At 62.5% G+C, this 19,406-nt stretch carries 9 protein-coding genes; all 9 read left to right on the plus strand.

All coding sequences use genetic code 11. The features are described from left to right. Positions 1 to 340: 340 nt before the first annotated feature. Complete coding sequence (glgA, locus tag ACWF8S_RS13240; protein WP_447556603.1) at positions 341 to 1,918, plus strand: glycogen synthase GlgA; 1,578 nt, start codon at positions 341 to 343, stop codon at positions 1,916 to 1,918. A gap of 13 nt (positions 1,919 to 1,931) precedes the next feature. Then, positions 1,932 to 3,767 carry a malto-oligosyltrehalose trehalohydrolase gene (treZ, locus tag ACWF8S_RS13245; RefSeq protein ID WP_447553813.1) on the plus strand — a complete coding sequence of 612 codons (1,836 nt, stop codon included), beginning with the start codon at positions 1,932 to 1,934 and terminating at the stop codon, positions 3,765 to 3,767. Beyond that, complete coding sequence (malQ, locus tag ACWF8S_RS13250) at positions 3,764 to 5,908, plus strand: 4-alpha-glucanotransferase (RefSeq protein WP_447553814.1); 2,145 nt, start codon at positions 3,764 to 3,766, stop codon at positions 5,906 to 5,908. Before treZ ends, malQ begins: the two co-directional genes overlap by 4 nt. After that, positions 5,901 to 8,744, plus strand: a complete 2,844-nt coding sequence (gene treY / locus ACWF8S_RS13255) for a malto-oligosyltrehalose synthase (protein ID WP_447553815.1) — start codon at positions 5,901 to 5,903, stop codon at positions 8,742 to 8,744. Before malQ ends, treY begins: the two co-directional genes overlap by 8 nt. Before the next feature lie 16 nt (positions 8,745 to 8,760). After that, positions 8,761 to 9,330: a DUF2934 domain-containing protein gene (locus ACWF8S_RS13260; RefSeq protein WP_447553817.1), complete on the plus strand. Its 570-nt coding sequence runs from the start codon at positions 8,761 to 8,763 to the stop codon at positions 9,328 to 9,330. A gap of 106 nt (positions 9,331 to 9,436) precedes the next feature. Next, positions 9,437 to 11,635 (plus strand): glycogen debranching protein GlgX, encoded by a 2,199-nt coding sequence (gene glgX, locus ACWF8S_RS13265; protein ID WP_447553818.1) that lies wholly within the window; start codon positions 9,437 to 9,439, stop codon positions 11,633 to 11,635. Between the two features lie 41 nt (positions 11,636 to 11,676). Next, the gene (locus tag ACWF8S_RS13270) at positions 11,677 to 13,686 is read left to right on the plus strand and encodes an alpha-1,4-glucan--maltose-1-phosphate maltosyltransferase (protein WP_447553820.1); all 2,010 of its coding nucleotides are present in this window, start codon (positions 11,677 to 11,679) and stop codon (positions 13,684 to 13,686) included. 84 nt (positions 13,687 to 13,770) lie between these two features. Continuing rightward, entirely contained in the window at positions 13,771 to 17,109 is a 3,339-nt protein-coding gene (gene treS / locus ACWF8S_RS13275; protein WP_447553822.1) for a maltose alpha-D-glucosyltransferase, read from the plus strand. Then, the gene (gene glgB, locus ACWF8S_RS13280) at positions 17,102 to 19,327 is read left to right on the plus strand and encodes a 1,4-alpha-glucan branching protein GlgB (protein WP_447553823.1); all 2,226 of its coding nucleotides are present in this window, start codon (positions 17,102 to 17,104) and stop codon (positions 19,325 to 19,327) included. Before treS ends, glgB begins: the two co-directional genes overlap by 8 nt. Positions 19,328 to 19,406 lie beyond the last annotated feature (79 nt).

Genomic DNA, 19,406 nt, shown 5'->3' on the forward strand with positions numbered 1-19,406 from the left:
CTTATTATATTAAATAAACAATTCATATCTTAAGAAACTTTAGAAAGTTAAAACGCCAATAAAACGTTGACCTAGATTATGGTTTACTAAAACTTAACTCCTTTACCATTTTTCAACTAAAGTGATTTACGTACCCGCTGCCGGGCTTGGCGTGGGCGGTCGACAGGAACGTCGCCGAATGATGACTTATCTAATCCAAAAGTAGCTGTCATGATAACCGGGGAGGTTGAGCATGGGCGAAGGGGTGTTGAGCGAGGAAACCAGTAACAAAAGCGAGCCGCAAGAGAGTTTAAAAGAAGTTGGGCAGACGGCAATTACCAATAAAATCAAAGCTTCTTTTATCTCTCGTTCAAGAGCCGCCAATTATAAGCTTAAAAAGAGCGCTAACAGGAAAAGCGTCGATAACTCAGCCAATGCATTTACCGGCCAACGCCATGCACCGGACGGCCTCCTCTCGCAACAGATACTGTTCGTGACCACCGAGATGAGCGATTTCGTCAAGGTCGGCGGGCTTGGCGATGTCTCTTCCGCCCTGCCTCGGGCGCTGTCGGCGCATCACGATGTTCGGGTGCTGATCCCCGCCTATCGCGAGATCCTTGCCTCGGATCATGTCATTACCCCCGTAGGCCGAATCGAGGCTTTTGCCGATTTGCCCGCGTGTGAAATAGGCCAGATCACCTGCCGCGACGGGCTTATCGTCTATGTCTTGCTCTGTGCCGAGCTTTATGACCGGGAAGGCACGCCCTATGGGCGCGGCTCCAGCGGCTACGGCGATGGCCAGGACACAGGCTGGGCGGACAACGACATCCGTTTTGCACGGCTTTGCCGGGCAGCGGCGGATATCGCCCAGGGCAAGGGGGGCCTGGGTTGGCAGCCGCACCTGCTGCACCTGAACGACTGGGCCTGCGGCTTGACGCCGGCGTATCTTCACTGGCAGCAAACACCTGTGCCCTGCATCTTCACGATTCACAATCTTGCCTATCAGGGTATTTTCGACGCCTCGCGTCTGGCACCGCTGGGCGTACCGGAAGACGCGTTTCATATCGACGGCGTCGAGTATTACGGTGAGCTCTCTTTCATGAAGGCGGGCATCAATTACGCCACCCACGTCACCACGGTAAGCGCGACCTACGCCCTGGAGATCACTACACCCAACTTTGGCTGTGGCCTGGATGGGCTTTTGCGCTGCAAAGCCGAGCAGGGACGTCTAAGCGGTATTCCCAACGGGATCGATGACTCCTGGGACCCGCGTACCGACAGCCACCTGATTCAGGCGTTCTCCTCCAACGACTGGCGCGGCAAGCAGGCCAACGCCGACTACGTTCGTGGCCGCTTTGGCCTGAAGCAGAGCCAGGGGCCGCTTTTCGTGGTGATATCGCGCCTGGTGCATCAAAAGGGGCTGGATCTCACCATCGAAGCGGCCAAGGCCATCGTCGAGGCCGGCGGCCAGATTGTCTTCATGGGCAGCGGCGAGCATGAGGTCGAGCAGGCGCTGTGTGCGCTCGCCAGACGCTATCAGGGTGCCGTGACCGCTTATATCGGCTTTGACGAGTACCAGGCGCGCTGTCTGTTCGCTGGAAGCGATTTTTTGCTGATGCCTTCGCGTTTCGAACCCTGCGGGCTCAGCCAGATGTACGCCCAGCGCTTTGGCTCGCTACCCATCGCCCACCGCACCGGCGGGCTTGCCGATACCATCGAGGACGGCGTCACCGGCTTCTTGTTCGACGATATGCAGCTTGGCAGCTACATGCGCGCCATTCAGCGCGCCTTCGCCGTACATAAATCGACGGATCTGTTCAACGCCATGCGGGGCGCCGCCATGACCGGTCGCTACCACTGGCGCCAGTCCATCGTTCCCTACAGCAAGCTCTACCAGCAGGCCATCGAGGCCGAAACCAGCATGGCGCAGCGCATTTGAAGGAGTCAAAGCGATGTTTGAACGGAGTCAACATCACACCCTGGGCCGCCCCGCTCTCGGCGCCCAGGTCATGGATGCGTCTTTAACGCGCTTTGTCTTCTGGGCACCGGACGCCGACCGGGTCGAACTTGAAGTAGAAGGCCTGGAAAGCGTGGCCATGGAGAAAAGCGATGACGGCTGCGTAAGCGCCGAGCTTCCCTGTGGCCACGGCGCACGCTACCGCTACCGGGTATTTTCAGACGGCGGGGACCAGCGAGTGCCCGACCCTGCCGCCCGGGCGCAGCTTGGCGATGTCGATGGGCCGAGCGTGGTCATCGACCCGAACCACTACCCATGGCGCCACCCCGAATGGCAGGGGCGCCCCTGGCAGGAAACCGTGCTTTACGAGCTGCACGTAGGCGCGCTGGGTGGCTTTGAAGGCGTACGCCAGCGCCTGCCCTACCTGCAAAAGCTGGGCATCACCGCCATCGAACTCATGCCGGTGGCGGAGTTTCCCGGCGCGCGCAACTGGGGCTATGACGGCGTACTGCCCTACGCGGTAGAAGCCTCCTACGGTAGTCCTGAAGAACTGAAAGCACTGGTCGACGAGGCCCACGCTCTGGGGCTTTCGGTCTTTCTCGACGTGGTTTACAACCATTTCGGCCCGGATGGCAACTATCTGGCAAGTTACGCAAGTGACTTCTTTCGCGACGATATTCCCACGCCCTGGGGCGCGGCCATCGACTTTCGCGTGCCCATGGTGCGGCGCTTTTTTATCGACAACGCCCTGATGTGGCTTCAAGAGTATCGCCTGGACGGACTGCGCTTTGACGCCGTGCACGCCATCAGCGAGCAGGACTTCCTGTCAGAGCTTGCCGAGACGATTCGCCGGGAAATCCCTGCCGAGCGCCACGTTCATCTGGTGCTTGAAAACGAGGCCAATACTGCCACGCTGCTTGAAGCGCCGCAGTTCAATGCTCAATGGAACGACGACTGGCATAACGTTATCCATGTGCTGCTCACCGACGAGTACGAGGGCTATTACAGCGATTTTACCGAGGAGGCGACCAAGCGTCTGGCACGCTGCTTGAGTGAAGGGTTTATCTATCAGGGGGCCGCCTCGCGTCATGGTCACCGTCGGGGTGAGCCCAGCGGCCATCTTCCGCCCACTGCCTTTGTGGCGTTCCTGCAAAACCACGACCAGACCGGCAACCGGGCCCTGGGCGAGCGTCTGAGCGTGCTGGCGGACCCGGATGGCCTGGCGGCGGCCACCTTGCTATTGCTGCTCTCGCCCATGGTACCGCTTCTGTTCATGGGCGAAGAGTGGGGCTCGACGCGCCCCTTCCTGTTTTTCACCGAACACAACGAGACGCTGGCCGAGGCGGTTCGCGAAGGCCGCCGGGCAGAGTTCGCCGACTTCAGTGCGTTCAAGGACGCCAAGACCCGCGAGCGCATTCCCGACCCCAACACACTCGACACCTTCACCGCCTCGATTCCCGACTTCGATGCGCAACAAACACCACCGCACAGCGCCATTCTCGAGCGCTATCGCACCCTGCTGGCCCTACGTCACCAGCATATCGTGCCGCGCCTTGAAGGGGCGAAAGCGTTGGGTGCAGAGCCTATCGGTGAAAAGGCCGTGCTGGCCCGCTGGCGCCTGGGGGACGGCGCCCAGCTGGTGATCGCCCTGAACCTGGGCCAGGCGCCGGTTGAAAGTAGCGCCTTGAGTAATGAAAGGCTCTCTTTCAAGGCGCACCTGTATGAAAGTCGTGAAGGCGTGGCAAGCTCGGCAGAAACAGGACAATTGCCGCCACGCTCGGCCGCGGCATGGCTCAAACCCGGTTCAAGCGATCAAGGAGCGCTTTCATGAACACTCGCCTCAACGCGCTTTCCACTGCGGCGGGTCTGCTGCTTGAGTGGGACAACAGCGACGGAGAGCCTTGCCGTCTATCCGAAGAAGCTCAGCATCGGCTCTTGAATAGCCTGGGGTTTGCCACCGATTCTGCCTCCGACATCGCTGAAGGCCTGAAACGCCTGGAGCAGCTGCACGCCCCGAAAAGCCCGGCCGATTGGCCGCCGCTGATTACTGCAGACGTGGATACGCCTATCGTCCTGCCCTCCCCGCTTGACCCGGGCACCCGGTTTACGCTTACGCGGGAACAAGGTGGCCAGCAAGAAGGCACCCTTGCCAGAGACGGCTCGGTTCCCGGTATTGAGGAACCCGGCTACCATCAACTGGTAATCGCCGGTGTCACGCTTACACTGGCCGTGGCACCGCCGCGCTGCTTTACCCCGGCGGACGCCGACAACGACCCCACGCCGCGAATGTGGGGTATGGCCGCTCAGCTTTATGCGCTGCGCCGAACCGGTGATGGCGGTATCGGCGATTTGAAAGCACTTGCCGAGACGGCGAATAGCGCCGCCTCGATGGGCGCGGACGCCCTGGCGATCAGCCCCACCCACGCCATGTTCAGCGCAAGCATCCATCATTACAGCCCGTATTCGCCATCCAGTCGGCTGCTTTACAACGTGCTCTATTGTGCCCCGCAAGCGCTTCTGGGCGAGGCCGTTGTTCAGAAGGCCAAGGCGCAAAGCGGCCTCGAGAAGACGCTAGCGGCGCTGGAAGGCAAGGAGTTTGTGGACTGGCCCGGCGCCTCCCGAGCCAAGCTCACCTGGCTGCGCTTTCTGTTTGATGACTTTATCGCCCAGGAGACCGAGCAGGCCCGCGCCCTGCACGAACAGCTTCGGGCCTTTTGCCAGGCCGGCGGAGAGGTTCTGGAAAACCACTGCCGCTTCGAGGCCTTGCAACAAGCACAAGGGTTCAGCGACTGGCATGACTGGCCGGCCCCGCTTCGCGATCCCAGAAGCGACGACGTCAACGCGTTCGCCAAGACCCATGCCCTGGAAATCAGCTTTCACGCCTTCCTTCAGTGGTTGGTTGCCGACGGGCTCGAGCGCGCCCAGCAAAACGCCCGCGAGGCGGGCATGGCGGTCGGGCTGATCGCCGATCTGGCGGTGGGTGTCGATCATGCCGGCAGCCAGACCTGGAGCCGGCCCGGGGAGATGCTCGAAGGGCTCTCCATCGGCGCGCCGCCGGATCTTTTCAACGCCCAGGGCCAGGATTGGGGGCTGGCGGCCTTTTCCCCCTGGGGGCTTGTGCGCTCGGGCTTTCAAAGCTTCATCGACATGTTGCGAAGCGGTTTCGCCCACGCCGGCGGGCTGCGTATCGACCACGTACTGGGCCTCATGCGCCTGTGGCTGGTGCCGGCGGGCCACTCCCCCACCGAAGGCGGCTACCTGAGCTACCCGCTCGAGGAGATGCTTCGCCTGGTGGCGCTGGAGTCGTGGCGTCATCGTGCTATCGTCATCGGTGAAGATCTGGGCACCGTCGCTCCCGGCTTTCGCGAAAAGCTCGCCGCTCGCGGCATTCTGGGCATGCAGGTACTGTGGTTCGAGCAGGATGACGAGCAGCGTTTCTTGAGTGCCGATCAGTGGTCCTCCAAGGCACTTGCCACCACCTCGACCCACGACCTGCCTACCGTGGCGGGCTGGTGGGCAGGCCGGGACATTCAATGGCGAAGCCGTCTGGGCCTTCTCAAGCCCACCCAAAGCGAGGAGAGCGAAGCGCAGGCTCGCCAAGAAGAGCGTGTAAGGCTTGCCACCACGCTCGGGCTTTTGGGTGACCCGCCCGCCCCCAAGGGCCTGGAAGCCGCAGATATACCCACCTCCCAGGTGCTGGAGGCAAGTCTTGAGCACCTGGCGACTACCCAGGCGCCCTTGGTGCTGATTCCCGTGGAAGACGTCCTGGGCCTTGAAGAACAGGCCAATGTACCCAACAGCGGCGAGGGCCACCCCAACTGGCGTCGCCGTCTGGCGGCAGACACCCCGTCGCTTCTGGACTGCCCTGAAATACGCCAGCGCCTTGAACGTCTTACCCGGGCACGTCGCCATTCACCCGCTGAAGCGCCGTTGCGCCCTTCATCATCCAGGAAGGGAGCCGCTCATGAATGACATTCGCGCAACGCTCAGGCTTCAGTTTCACAAGGACTTCACACTTCTCGATGCCGAGCGCCTGGTAGGCTACTTCGCCGAACTGGGAATCAGCCATCTTTATGCCTCGCCGCTTCAAGCGTCGCGCCAGGGCTCGCCCCATGGCTACGATGGTGTCGACCCCACCCGCATCGACGAGGAAATCGGTGGTGAAAAGGCACTCGGTGCGCTGGTTCAGACGCTTCGCGCCCATCACATGGGGCTTATCCTGGATATCGTGCCCAACCACCTGGCCGTGGGCGGTTCGGAAAACCTCTGGTGGCAGGAAGTGCTGACCTGGGGCGAGCAGAGTCCTTACGCGACGTTTTTCGATATCGACTGGCACTCGCCCGACCCGCTGCTGACCGGCAAGCTGCTCGCACCGTTTCTCGGCGCGCCTTATCTTGAAACGCTGACCTCCGGCGAGCTTCCCCTGCGCTTCGATGACGCGTCAGGCTTTCATGTCGATTACCACGAGCACCGCTTTCCCATCGACCCGCGCCACTATGGGGATATTCTGCGCTTTGCCGAGCACAATACTCTCCACGAACAGGCGGCGTTCTTCGACGCCCTGGCCCAGCAGGACGCACCCTACCTTCAATGCCGGGAAGTCCGTGCCCAGCTAGCCAAGGTGCTGGAAGCCCCCGATGCCCAGGCATCGCTCAAGGCCGTCCTGGCGCTTTTTGACGCCACCACCGCCCACGGGGCCCAACGATTGCACGCGCTGCTGTCGCGCCAGCACTACCGGTTGGCCTTCTGGCGCACCGCCAGTGACGAGATCAACTGGCGGCGCTTTTTCGACGTTACCGAACTTGGCGGGCTACGCGTGGAGGACTCGGCGGTATTCGAGGCCGTGCACGCCCTGCCGCTGCGCCTGGTGGAAGCCGGCTGGGTAGACGCCTTGCGTATCGACCACGTGGACGGGTTGGCTGACCCGCGCGGCTACTGTCTGCGCCTGCGCCAGCACCTGGACGCCGTGCAGGACAACCGGCCCAGCGAAGCGCCGCGTCGCGTGGCACTTTATGTGGAAAAGATTCTCGGCGATAGCGAAACGCTGCACACGGATTGGGGCGTGGATGGCACCAGCGGCTACGAGTTCATGAACGAGGTGTCCGGGCTCATGCACGACCCCGCGGGAGCGGCGCCGCTGCAAACGCTCTGGCACGAGGTCAGTGACCGCGACCCGGATTTCATCACGGAGGTGCGCCAGGCCCGAGGCGAAATCCTCACCTCCTTGCTTGCCAGTGAATACACCGCCTGTGCCCAAGCACTTCACGCCATCGCCCGGGCAAGCCTTGAACATCGCGATCTCACCCTGGGTGCCATCAGCCGGGCACTGAAAGCCCTGGTCGTGCACTTTCCCATCTATCGAAGCTATGCCGACGACAACGGGCGCCCCCAGGCCGACGAGGCGTTTTTCCAACAGGCGGTGGAAGGCGCCAAGAGCATGCTGAGCCCGCCGGATAGCGCCGCCCTGGACGTCCTTGAGCGCTGGCTGGGAGGCGAGGCGCCCAACGAATGTCGTGATGCTACCGAACGCGCCCTGCGTAACCGCGCCATCGTGCGATTTCAGCAGCTCACCTCACCCGTGGCTGCCAAGGCCGTGGAGGATACTGCCGGCTACCGCAGCGCCGCGCTGATCTCGCGCAACGACGTGGGCTTTGATGGTGAACACTTCAGCCACACCCCGGCCCATTTCCATGCAGCCAACGCCCGGCGCGCTCAGGACTTCCCCCGCGCCATGGTGACCACCGCCACGCACGATCACAAGCGCGGTGAGGATGTTCGCGCCCGGCTGGCCGCTCTGAGCGAGCACGCCGTCGCTTTCAGGCAATACGTCGATGAGTGGCAACGTCTGGCCGCCCCGCTTGTCCAGACGCTCGATGAAGGCCCCGCGCCATCGCCGGGTGATACGCTGATTCTTTATCAGATGATACTGGCCGCCTGGCCACCCTCTCTCGACCCTGAAGATGAAAAGGCAATGGAGGCCTTCATCCAGCGACTGGGCGAGTGGCAGCAAAAGGCTCTGCGCGAAGCCAAGCTGAGAAGCCACTGGCTCTGGCCCGATGAAGCGTACGAGTCGGCGTGCCGCCAGTTTCTGAAGGGGCTTTTAACCACGCCTTCGCTGCGTGACGCGCTCGATCGCGCTGCGCGCACGCTGGATCTGCCCGGGGCCATCAATGGCCTGGCGCAAGCGACGCTGCGCCTGACCGTGCCCGGCGTGGCGGATCTCTACCAGGGCAACGAGTTCTGGGATTACAGCCTGGTGGACCCGGACAACCGCCGCCCGGTCGATTACGCCATGCGCAAGGCCGCTCTCGACGAGCATCTTTCGCCCGCTGCAGCCCTTTCCACCTGGCGCGACGGGCGCATCAAGCAGACACTGGTTGCCCGGCTCCTGGCTCTGAGAAGCCGCCAGCCTTCGCTTTTCCTCGAAGGGGATTACCAGCCTCTTGAAGCCTTTGGCGAGTACGCCCATCACGTGGTGGCCTTTATTCGACAATACCAGGATGTAAGGCTTCTGGTGGTGCTCCCCCGGTTGAGCGCCGCCTTGCTGGGCGATGTTTCTCGGGACGATAGCCATCAGGCGCATATTCCCCCCGCTCGCTGGGAGGATACGCATCTAATGCTGCCTGCGGGCAGTTGGAAAAGCGTGTTGACCGAGGTCAGCGTCGAGGCGGGGCAACAGGGCTGCCCCCTTGCACAGCTACTTCACGAGCTGCCTGTGGAGATCTTTATCCACGATGACCCGACAGGCAGCGCGAGCGATGCCTTATCGCTTTATCGCCCTCTAAACCGCACCGACACAAGCGCATAGCGCAGGGAGAGCCGAGATGACCGACAACGAACGCGTACGCCAACTGGCCTACAGTATCTGGGAAGCCGAAGGGCGCCCGGAAGGACAGCAGCAGCAGCACTGGGAGCGTGCCCTCAAGATCGCCGCAGCCGAAAATGTTACCGACAGCGAGATCGAGGACGACCTTGCCGCCCCTCGCGATGAGTCGCCCATGCTCGAAGACGAGCTTCCTCTTGAAGAGGACGAGATGGGGATCGACGAAAACCGCCTGCCGCTGGATAACCCCGAAGACGCCGCGCTGGACGAGATAGACTCGCCAGGCCAGGCGCTGACGGATGAAGGCTTGTCCGGTGTAGAGACAGACGGCGTGGACACGCTTGACGAGGGCATGTCCGGCGAGGACGCGACCGACGGTGACATCGCGGAAGACGAGGTACCGGTACAGGATCGCGGCCACTCACCTCAGGAGCCCGCCCCGGCCATACCCGCCAAGCGCGCAACGAAGCCCGGTGGCCGGGGCAAGGCCACTGCGGAGAAGGCCCCCAAGGCGGCCAAGCCCGCCAAGAAAACCGCCCCCCGGAAAAAGGCCACCAAGTCCGACAAGTAAAACAGTTGAAGACCTGGGCACCGTTGAAGGCCCGGGCAACGTAACGACTCAGGCAAGGGGTAGCCAGCGCTTCCCCATTCGAGCATTTTGGCTCAAGGAATGAATGATGACGATAAGCCAGACCCCACGGGACGGCGACAGCTCCGTTGCCACCGACGAGTCCCCGAGCGTGATGCGCCACACCCGCGTACACGAAGGATGGTCATTTCCTCTTGGCGCCACCTGGGACGGGCTGGGCGTGAATTTTGCGCTCTTCTCCGCCAATGCGACCCGCGTGGAGCTTTGCCTTTTCGACGAGACCGGCGAACAGGAACTGGAGCGTGTCGAACTGCCCGAATACACCGACGAGGTATGGCATGGCTACCTGCCCGATGCCCGGCCGGGTCAACTCTATGGCTACCGCGTATACGGCCCCTATGCCCCCCAGGAGGGGCATCGTTTCAACCCCAACAAGCTGTTGCTGGACCCCTACGCCAAGCAGATCGTTGGCGAGATCAAGTGGAACGAGGCCCTTTTTGGCTACACCATCGGCCATCCGGAAAAAGATCTGAGTTTCGACGAGCGTGACAGCGCGCCCTTCATGCCTCGCTGCAAGGTGGTCGACCCGGCATTCACCTGGGGACGCTCGCGGGAAGTCCAGCTTCCCTGGGATCACACCATCGTGTATGAAACCCACGTGCGCGGCTATACCATGCGCCACCCCTCGGTACCGGAAGCGCTGCGCGGCACCTTCGCCGGGCTGATGGTCAACGACGTGGTGGATTACATTCGCTCGCTGGGTGTCTCCTCGGTGGAGCTTCTGCCCATCCACGCCTTCGTCGATGATCAGCACCTGCAGGATCAGGGGCTTCACAACTACTGGGGCTATAATACCCTGGGCTTCTTCGCGCCTCATTCGCACTATCTTTCCGGCGATAACATCAATGAGTTCAAGGAACTGGTGGCGCGCTATCACGCCGCCGACCTGGAAGTCATTCTCGATGTGGTCTACAACCACACCGCGGAAGGCAACGAACTGGGTCCCACGCTTTCGCTCAAGGGCATCGATAACGCCTCCTACTACCGGCTGCTGCCGGATGAGCCGCGTTACTACATCGACGACACCGGCACCGGCAACACCCTGAACCTGAGCCATCAGCGCGTGCTGCAGATGGTTACCGACTCCCTGCGTTACTGGGCCACCGAAATGCGCGTCGATGGCTTTCGCTTTGACCTGGCCACCATCCTCGGGCGCGAACCTCACGGCTTTGACGAAGGCGGCGGCTTTCTAGACTCGTGTCGCCAGGACCCGATACTCAGCCGGGTGAAACTGATCGCCGAGCCTTGGGACTGCGGGCCCGGTGGCTATCAGGTAGGCGGCTTCCCGCCGGGCTGGGCGGAGTGGAACGATCGTTACCGCGACTGCATTCGTGCCTTCTGGCGCGGCGATGAAGGCCAGTTGCCGGAACTGGCCACCCGGCTGATGGGCTCGGCGGACATCTTCAACCACCGGGGGCGGCGCCCTTTTGCCTCGGTGAACTTCGTCACCGCTCACGACGGCTACACGCTTTATGACCTGGTCGCCTACACCGACAAGCATAACGACGCCAATGGCGAAGGTAACCAGGACGGCCATAGCCACAATATTTCCAGCAACTACGGCGAGGAAGGCCCCACCGACAACCCGGAGATCAAGGCGCTGCGTCTGCGCCAGATCCGTAACCTGATCGCGACCACGCTGTTCTCCCAGGGCACCCCGATGCTGCTGGCCGGCGACGAGCTTTTGCGTACCCAGCAGGGTAATAACAACGCCTATTGTCAGGATAACGAGATCAGCTGGCTGGACTGGAACCTCGAAGGTGACGCCCACGCCATGATCGAGTACGTCCGCCGGGTCTCGGCTTTGCGCCTGCGCTACCCCATCCTGCGTCGTGGCCGCTTTCTGAGCGGGGAATACAACGAGGCAATGGGTCTGAAGGAAGTGACCTGGCTCGCCCCGGATGGCCAGGAAATGAACGTCGAGCGCTGGGAAGACCCGGGTGCGCGCACCCTCGGGTTACTTCTGGATGGCCGTGCCCAACCCAGCGGCATCCGCCGCGCCGGGGCCGATGACACCCTGCTGCTGATCTTCAACGCTCATGAGGACAGCGTGACCTTCACGCTGCCCGAGACTGCTCAGGGCGGCGTCTGGCAATGTCGCCTGGATACCAGCCGACCCGATGATGAAACGCCGCGCGCACTGGGCGAGGCGCTGGCGATGGAGGGTCGCTCGCTTGCGCTGCTGGAACTGGTCAAGCACGCGGATCACCCCGCCCCAAGCCACTAGGCGGCCAAGCGTACTCACGTCTTTGCAAGGAGAGCCAAGCCATGCGTTCGACTTTTGATTCAGCTTCATCGGACAAGGACGCGCTGTCCGGGGCCGTCAACGCCCCGCGCATCGCGATAGAAGATGTCTCCCCCACCCTTGATGACGGCCGTTTTGCCGCCAAGCTGGTGGTCGACGAGCCGGCCCGGGTCAGCGCCACAATTTTCGCCGACGGCCATGACGTACTCGCCGCCCAGATCGTCTGGTCCGACGACCTGGGCCAGGAGCAGCGGGCGCCCATGCAACTGGCCAGACCGCTGGGCCTGGATGTCTGGGAGGGCCATTTCACGCCCGAGCGGGTAGGCCGTCACAGCTTTTTTATCGAAGCCTGGTGGGACGTTTTCGCCACCTACCGCATGGAGCTTTCCAAAAAGCACGCCGCCGGGGTGTCGATTACGCTTGAACTGGAAGAGGGGCGTCGGCTGATCGAGCGCGCCGCCGAGCAGACCCTGGGCGGCCTGCAAGAAGCGCTCACCACGCGCCATGAAGAGCTTCAAGCGGCCCAGCAAGAAGAGGAGCGCGTCGCTCTTTTGCTGGACAGTGACACTGCCCAGTGGATGCGTGAAGCCGATACGCGCCCACACCTGACGCGCACGCACACCCACTATCCGCTGGAGGTGGAGCGGCTCAAGGCCCGCTTTGCCAGCTGGTACGAGCTTTTCCCCCGCTCGGAAACCGACGACCCCAGCCGCCACGGTACCTTCAAGGATGTGCACAGGCGCCTGCCGCTGATTCGCGACATGGGCTTTGACGTGCTCTATTTCCCGCCCATTCATCCCATCGGGCGCAAGCACCGCAAAGGCCCCAACAACACCCTGGAGGCAGGCCCGAACGATCCGGGCAGCCCCTATGCGATCGGAAGCCCGGAGGGCGGCCACGAGGCCATCCACCCCGAGCTTGGCAGCCGCGAGGACTTTCGTGAACTGGTGCAGTTAGCCGCCGAGCATGGTCTGGAGATCGCGCTGGATTTCGCCATTCAGTGCTCCCCGGATCACCCTTGGCTTGCCGAGCATCCCGGCTGGTTTTCCTGGCGGCCCGACGGCACGATTCGCTACGCCGAGAACCCACCCAAGAAATACCAGGATATCGTCAACGTCGACTTTTATGCCGAGGACGCCGTTCCCGGGCTCTGGCGTGAGCTTCGCGACGTGGTTCAGGGCTGGGTCGACGAGGGGGTCAAGATCTTTCGCGTGGATAACCCCCACACCAAGCCGCTGCCGTTCTGGGAGTGGTTGATCGCCGATATACGTGGCCGCGATCCGGCGGTGATGTTCCTGGCTGAAGCCTTCACCCGTCCGCCCATGATGCTGCGCCTGGGCAAGGTAGGCTTCAACCAGAGCTACACCTATTTTACCTGGCGCCATACCAAGGCGGAGCTGACCGAGTATTTCACCACGCTCAACCGCTCCCCCATGCGCGAAGGCTACCGGCCCAACTTCTTCGTCAACACCCCGGATATCAACCCCTACTTTCTGCAGACCGCCGGGCGAGGCGGCTTTTTGCAGCGAGCGGCACTTGCCGCGCTGGGTTCCGGGCTTTGGGGCATGTACTCGGGGTTCGAGCTTTGCGAAAGCGCGCCGGTGCCTGGCAAGGAGGAGTATCTCGATTCCGAAAAATACGAGATTCGCCCACGCGACTACCAGGCCCCGGGCAATATCAGCTACGAGATCGCCCAGCTCAACCGTATTCGGCGTGAAAACCCCGCGCTGCATACCCATCTGGGCGTCACGTTTCATTTGATTGACAACGACCGCCTGCTGCTGTTCTCCAAGGCCACCGACACCCTGGATAACGTGCTGCTGATAGCGGTGAACCTCGACCCCTTCGAGCCTCGGGAGGCCGCGTTCGAACTGCCTTTCGGGCTGTTCGGACTGCCTGATGAGGCAACACTTCTGGGAGAGGACCTGATGAGCGGCGAGCGCGTGAGCTGGCAGGGCCGATGGCAGTCGCTGCGCCTGGACCCGCTGGTTCTGCCCTTTGCCGTCTGGCGAGTGCGCCCGGCGCATCGTTAGAAATATACAAAACGGTAGGCCGCGCTTTTCGGCTCGCCGTTCTGAATTGATTCGTTCATATCGAAAAGCAGGGAGAGCACACCCATGATGGATGCCAGCAGCGAACAACACGCCGTCGAGACCCTCGACTTTCTCGACGATCCCCTCTGGTACAAGGACGCGGTGATCTACCAGGTACACGTCAAGTCCTTTTTCGACGCCAACGACGACGGCATCGGCGATTTCAAGGGCCTGATCGAAAAGCTCGACTACATTGTGAGCCTGGGTGTGAACACGATCTGGATACTGCCGTTCTATCCTTCACCCCGGCGCGACGACGGCTACGATATCGCCGAATACACCGGCGTCAGCCCCGACTACGGCACCCTCGACGATGCCAAGCGCTTCATTCAGGAGGCGCATCAGCGCGGACTGCGCGTCATCACCGAGCTGGTCATCAACCACACCTCCGACCAGCACGAGTGGTTTCAGCGCGCGCGCCAGGCGCCAGCCGGCTCGCCAGAGCGGGATTTCTACGTCTGGTCGGACACCGACCAGGCCTACCAAGGCACACGCATCATCTTCCTGGACACCGAGTCCTCCAACTGGACCTGGGACCCGGTGGCCGGCGCCTACTTCTGGCACCGCTTCTACTCCCACCAGCCGGATCTCAACTTCGACAACCCCGTGGTACTCGACGAGATCCTCAAGGTCATGGAGTACTGGCTGGACATGGGGGTCGATGGGCTGCGCCTGGACGCCATTCCTTACCTTGTCGAGCGCGAAGGCACCAACAACGAGAACCTGCCGGAAACCCACGTGGTGCTCAAGAAGATCCGTGCGGTGATCGACGAACGCTACCCGGACCGGATGCTGCTCGCCGAGGCCAACCAGTGGCCCGAGGATACGCGGCCCTACTTCGGCGACGGCGACGAATGCCACATGGCGTTTCACTTCCCCTTGATGCCGCGGATGTACATGGCGCTGGCCCAGGAAGACCGCTTTCCGATTACCGATATCCTGCGCCAGACGCCGGATATTCCCCCGGCCTGCCAGTGGGCGATCTTTCTACGCAACCACGACGAATTGACGCTCGAAATGGTGACCGATAAAGAGCGCGACTACCTGTGGAACCATTACGCCTCTGACCGCCGGGCACGCATCAACCTGGGCATTCGCCGCCGCCTGGCCCCGCTTCTCGAACGCGACCGTCGCCGCGTCGAGCTGCTCAACAGCCTGCTGCTGTCGATGCCGGGCACGCCGGTGCTCTACTACGGCGATGAAATCGGCATGGGGGACAACATCTACCTTGGCGACCGGGATGGGGTGCGCACTCCCATGCAGTGGTCGCTGGATCGTAACGGCGGCTTCTCCCGCGCCGACCCGGCAAGCCTGGTGCTGCCGCCCATCATGGACCCGCTCTACGGCTATCAGAGCGTCAACGTGGAAGCGCAGACTCGCGATGCTCACTCGCTTTTAAACACCATGCGCCGGCTTCTCAAGGTCAGGGGGCAGCATCGGGCCTTCAGCCGCGGCGCCATGCGCCCACTCTACCCCTCCAACCGGCATATTCTCGCCTACCTGCGCGAGATGACCCTGGACAACGGCGAGACAGAGACGCTCTTGTGCGTGGCCAACGTGGCAAGTTCCGCCCAGGCGGTGGAGCTCGACCTTTCCGCCTTCGCCGGTAAGGTACCGGTAGAGATGGTAGGTGGTAGCGCCTTTCCACCGGTGGGTCAGCTTGCTTATCTGCTCACTCTGCCGCCCTACGGATTTTTCTGGTTCTTGCTGGCCCCGGCTACCGCCATGCCCGAATGGCACACCGCGCCTCCCGAGCCGATGCCGGAGTTTGTGACGCTGATCGTCAAGAATCGTCTGGAAGAGATATTCCTGGAGACCCCCCGCGCGCTGCTGGAACGCGAAACGCTGCCTCACTATGTGAGCAAGCGGCGCTGGTTTGCCGCCAAGCAGACACGTATCGACAGCATGACGTTGAGCGCCCAGGCCCAGTTCGAGCACGACGGCCATACGCTGTTGTTCAACGAGCTGACCGTCAACCACGCAGCGGGCAGCGAACGTTATCAGTTGCCGCTCGCCTTTCTGGGCGAGGACGAACAGGCAAGCCCGCTGGCCCAGCAGCTGGCGCTTGCCCGGGTACGCCGTTTCCACGAAGTGGGGCTGTTGACCGATGCCTTGACCCTGGATGCCTTCTCCCTGGGGGTACTGGCAGCCATGCGTGAAAAACGGGTGCTGCCCGGCCCGGCGGGGGAGGTTCGCTTCACCCCGACCAACGCCTTGAACGAGCAGCCGTGGCCTGAACAGCTTGAAGTGGTTCACCAGGGCGCCGAGCAGTCCAACAGCTCCGTGGTGATCAACCACCAATGGGTCTTGAAGCTCTTTCGTCGCGTGGAGACCGGCATTCACCCGGAAGCCGAGATCACGCGCTACCTGACCGAACGAGGGTTTACGCACACCGCTGCCCTGCTGGGCGAAGTGACTCGATACGACGCCCAGAATGAACCTCAGACGCTGATGATCCTGCAAAGCTTCATCGACAACCAGGGCGACGCCTGGTCCTGGACTCGCACCACGCTGGAGCGTGCGATTCGCGAAGCGCTGGCGCACGATCACGGATCCTCCCACGAGGCCCCTCGCTTTGGTGCCTTCGAGGAGCTTGAAGAGTTCACCTCCACCCTGGGCCAGCGTCTGGGCGAGCTGCACAAGGTACTGGCAGCTCCCACCGACAACCCGGCCTTTGCCCCCGAGGTGGCCGGGCCAGAACATGTCGCGCACTGGAAAGAGCGCGTGGGTCTTCGCGTCGACGAAGCGCTGACCATACTTGAGCGCCATCAGGACGCCGCCATCGACGAGGATCGCGCGCTCATCGAAACGGTTCTGGGGCAGCGCGAAGCGCTCTCCAATGCCATCGCGCATATGGCCGAGCTTGCCAAGGGCAGCCTGATCACCCGGATCCACGGCGATCTGCACCTGGGCCAGGTACTCGTTGCCCACGACGACGCCTACATCATCGACTTTGAAGGCGAGCCGAGTCGGCCACTGGAGGAACGCCGCGCCAAGGACAGCCCGCTTCGCGACGTGGCCGGCATGCTGCGCTCTTTCGACTATGCCTATGCCAAGGTGGAACAGGCCCAGCCCGGCAGCTTCGAGGCCGTCGACTCTGCCACCGCCGGCGAGGTGGTGGACCGCTATCTGCTCAGAGGACGTCAGGCGTTTCTCAACGCCTATTGGCAGGCTGCACTGGACATTCCCCACGAGTGGGAGAAGGCCAACGGTGCGGCAGCGGCGGTGGATCTGTTCGTGCTTGAAAAGACCGCCTACGAGATTGCCTACGAAGCCGCCAACCGTCCGACGTGGCTTAACGTACCGCTGCGCGGGCTGGCAGCCCTTATCGATCAGTTGAGCCAAGGAGCATTCCATGAATGAGGTTAAAAGCCCCGCCCTTGATCGTGCCCTGTGGTTAAGCGACGACGAAGCCGCCGCCTTGATCGAGGGCACCCACGGCGACCCGTTCGCCTTGTTTGGCCTGCACACCGACGACGAAGGCGACTACCTTCGCGTCTTTCTGCCCGGCGCCATCGGGGTGGACGTTATCGAGCGTGATAGCGAATCCGTTCGCTCCAGCTTGAAAGGCATCCAGATTCCGGGGCTGTTCGCCGCGCGACTCTCCCACGGCGCACCCTACCGGCTGCGTATTCGCTGGCCCCAGGGCGAGCAGATCACCGAAGACCCTTACAGCTTCGACCTGTTGCTGGGGGAGATGGACCTTTACCTGCTGGGGGAAGGCAACCACCGTCAGCTGGGGCATTGCCTGGGCGCCCAGCCCATGACGGTAGAGGGCGTGGAAGGCGTGCGCTTTGCGGTCTGGGCCCCCAACGCCCGGCGAGTCTCCGTGGTGGGGGATTTCAACAGCTGGGACGGACGGCGCCACGTGATGCGTCTGCGCCACCCCGCCGGCGTCTGGGAGCTGTTTCTGCCCCGCCTGGGGCCCGGCGCGGTGTACAAGTACGAAATTCTGGAGGCCCACGGCGGGCTTGGCCTGCGCGCGGACCCGGCGGCGCTGGCCACCCAGCCGCCCCCGTCCACAGCCTCCGTGGTCGCCGATACCACACCGTTTACCTGGCACGACGCTGAATGGCTCGAAAACCGGGGCAAAGCCCAGGCGGCCGCGCGCCCTCTCAGCATCTACGAGGTGCATGCGGCCTCCTGGCGCAGACACGGCGGTGACGATGGCGAGCTCTACAACTGGCGGGAACTGGCCGAGCACTTGATTCCTTATGTGCTCGAGCTTGGCTTCACCCACGTGGAATTCCTGCCCATCATGGAGCACCCCTTTGGTGGCTCCTGGGGGTATCAGCCACTGAGTCAGTTCGCCCCGAGCGCCCGTTTCGGCACCCCGGCTGACTTCGCCTACTTCGTGGACGAGTGCCACCGCGCCGGACTTGGAGTGATTCTTGACTGGGTACCGGCGCACTTCCCCACCGACCCCCATGGCCTGGCGCGCTTCGACGGCACCGCCCTTTACGAATACGAGCACCCTTTCGAAGGCTTTCATCAGGACTGGGATACCTATATCTACAACCTGGGCCGGCGAGAAGTGCACGGTTTCATGCTGGCCTCGGCGCTTCACTGGTTGAGACACTTTCACGTCGACGCACTGCGGGTCGATGCCGTGGCCTCGATGCTGTATCGCAACTACTCCCGCAACGAGGGCGAGTGGATACCCAACCGCTTCGGCGGCCACGAAAACCTGGAAACCATCGATTTTCTGCGTCACTTGAACGACGTGGTGGCCGAGGAGGCGCCCGGCGCCTTGGTGATCGCCGAGGAATCCACCGCCTGGCCCGGCGTGACAAAGCCCGCCTCCGAGGGTGGCCTGGGGTTTGCCTACAAGTGGAACATGGGCTGGATGCACGACACACTTGACTACATCGCCAAGGACCCGATCTATCGCCCTTACACACACCACGGCATGACCTTTCCCATGGTCTACGCCTTCTCCGAGCACTACGTACTGCCGATTTCTCACGACGAGGTCGTTCATGGCAAGGGGTCGCTGATCGGCAAGATGCCCGGCGACGTCTGGCGCCAGTTCGCCAACCTGCGCGCCTATCTCGGCGTGATGTGGACCCAGCCCGGCAAGAAGCTTCTGTTCATGGGCTGCGAATTCGGCCAGTGGCGCGAGTGGAGCCACGACCGGGAACTTGACTGGACGCTTTTAAGCGAACCGCGCCACAGCGGTCTGCTTCAGCTGGTGCGTGATCTGAATCATCTCTACACAGAGCTGCCCGCCCTGCACGAGTACGACGGCGACCCGCGAGGATTCACCTGGGTGGTCAGCGACGACGAGACCAACAGCGTCTTTGCCTGGCTGCGCAGCGGCGCCCAGGGCGAACCCGTGCTGGTCGTGGCGAACATGACGCCCATTCCCCGTCACGGGTACCGATTGGGCGTGCCCCGGGCAGGCCAGTGGCAGGAGCGGCTCAACAGCGACGCCGAATGTTACGGCGGCTCCAACCTGGGGAATCTGGGAAGCATCACCGCCAGTGACGCACCGCTGCACGGCCAGAGCGCGAGTCTTGAACTTACGCTCCCACCGCTGGCGGTGCTGGTTCTCAGCCCGGTGGCGGCGCTTCCAGAGTAGCCGGCCCTTTGAGCCGATAGCCGCTTGATCCTTCAAGCGGCTATCGAAGCAGCCATTTTGAATATGGCACCACGCTACC

It is taken from the genome of Vreelandella xerophytica, from assembly GCF_968048975.1.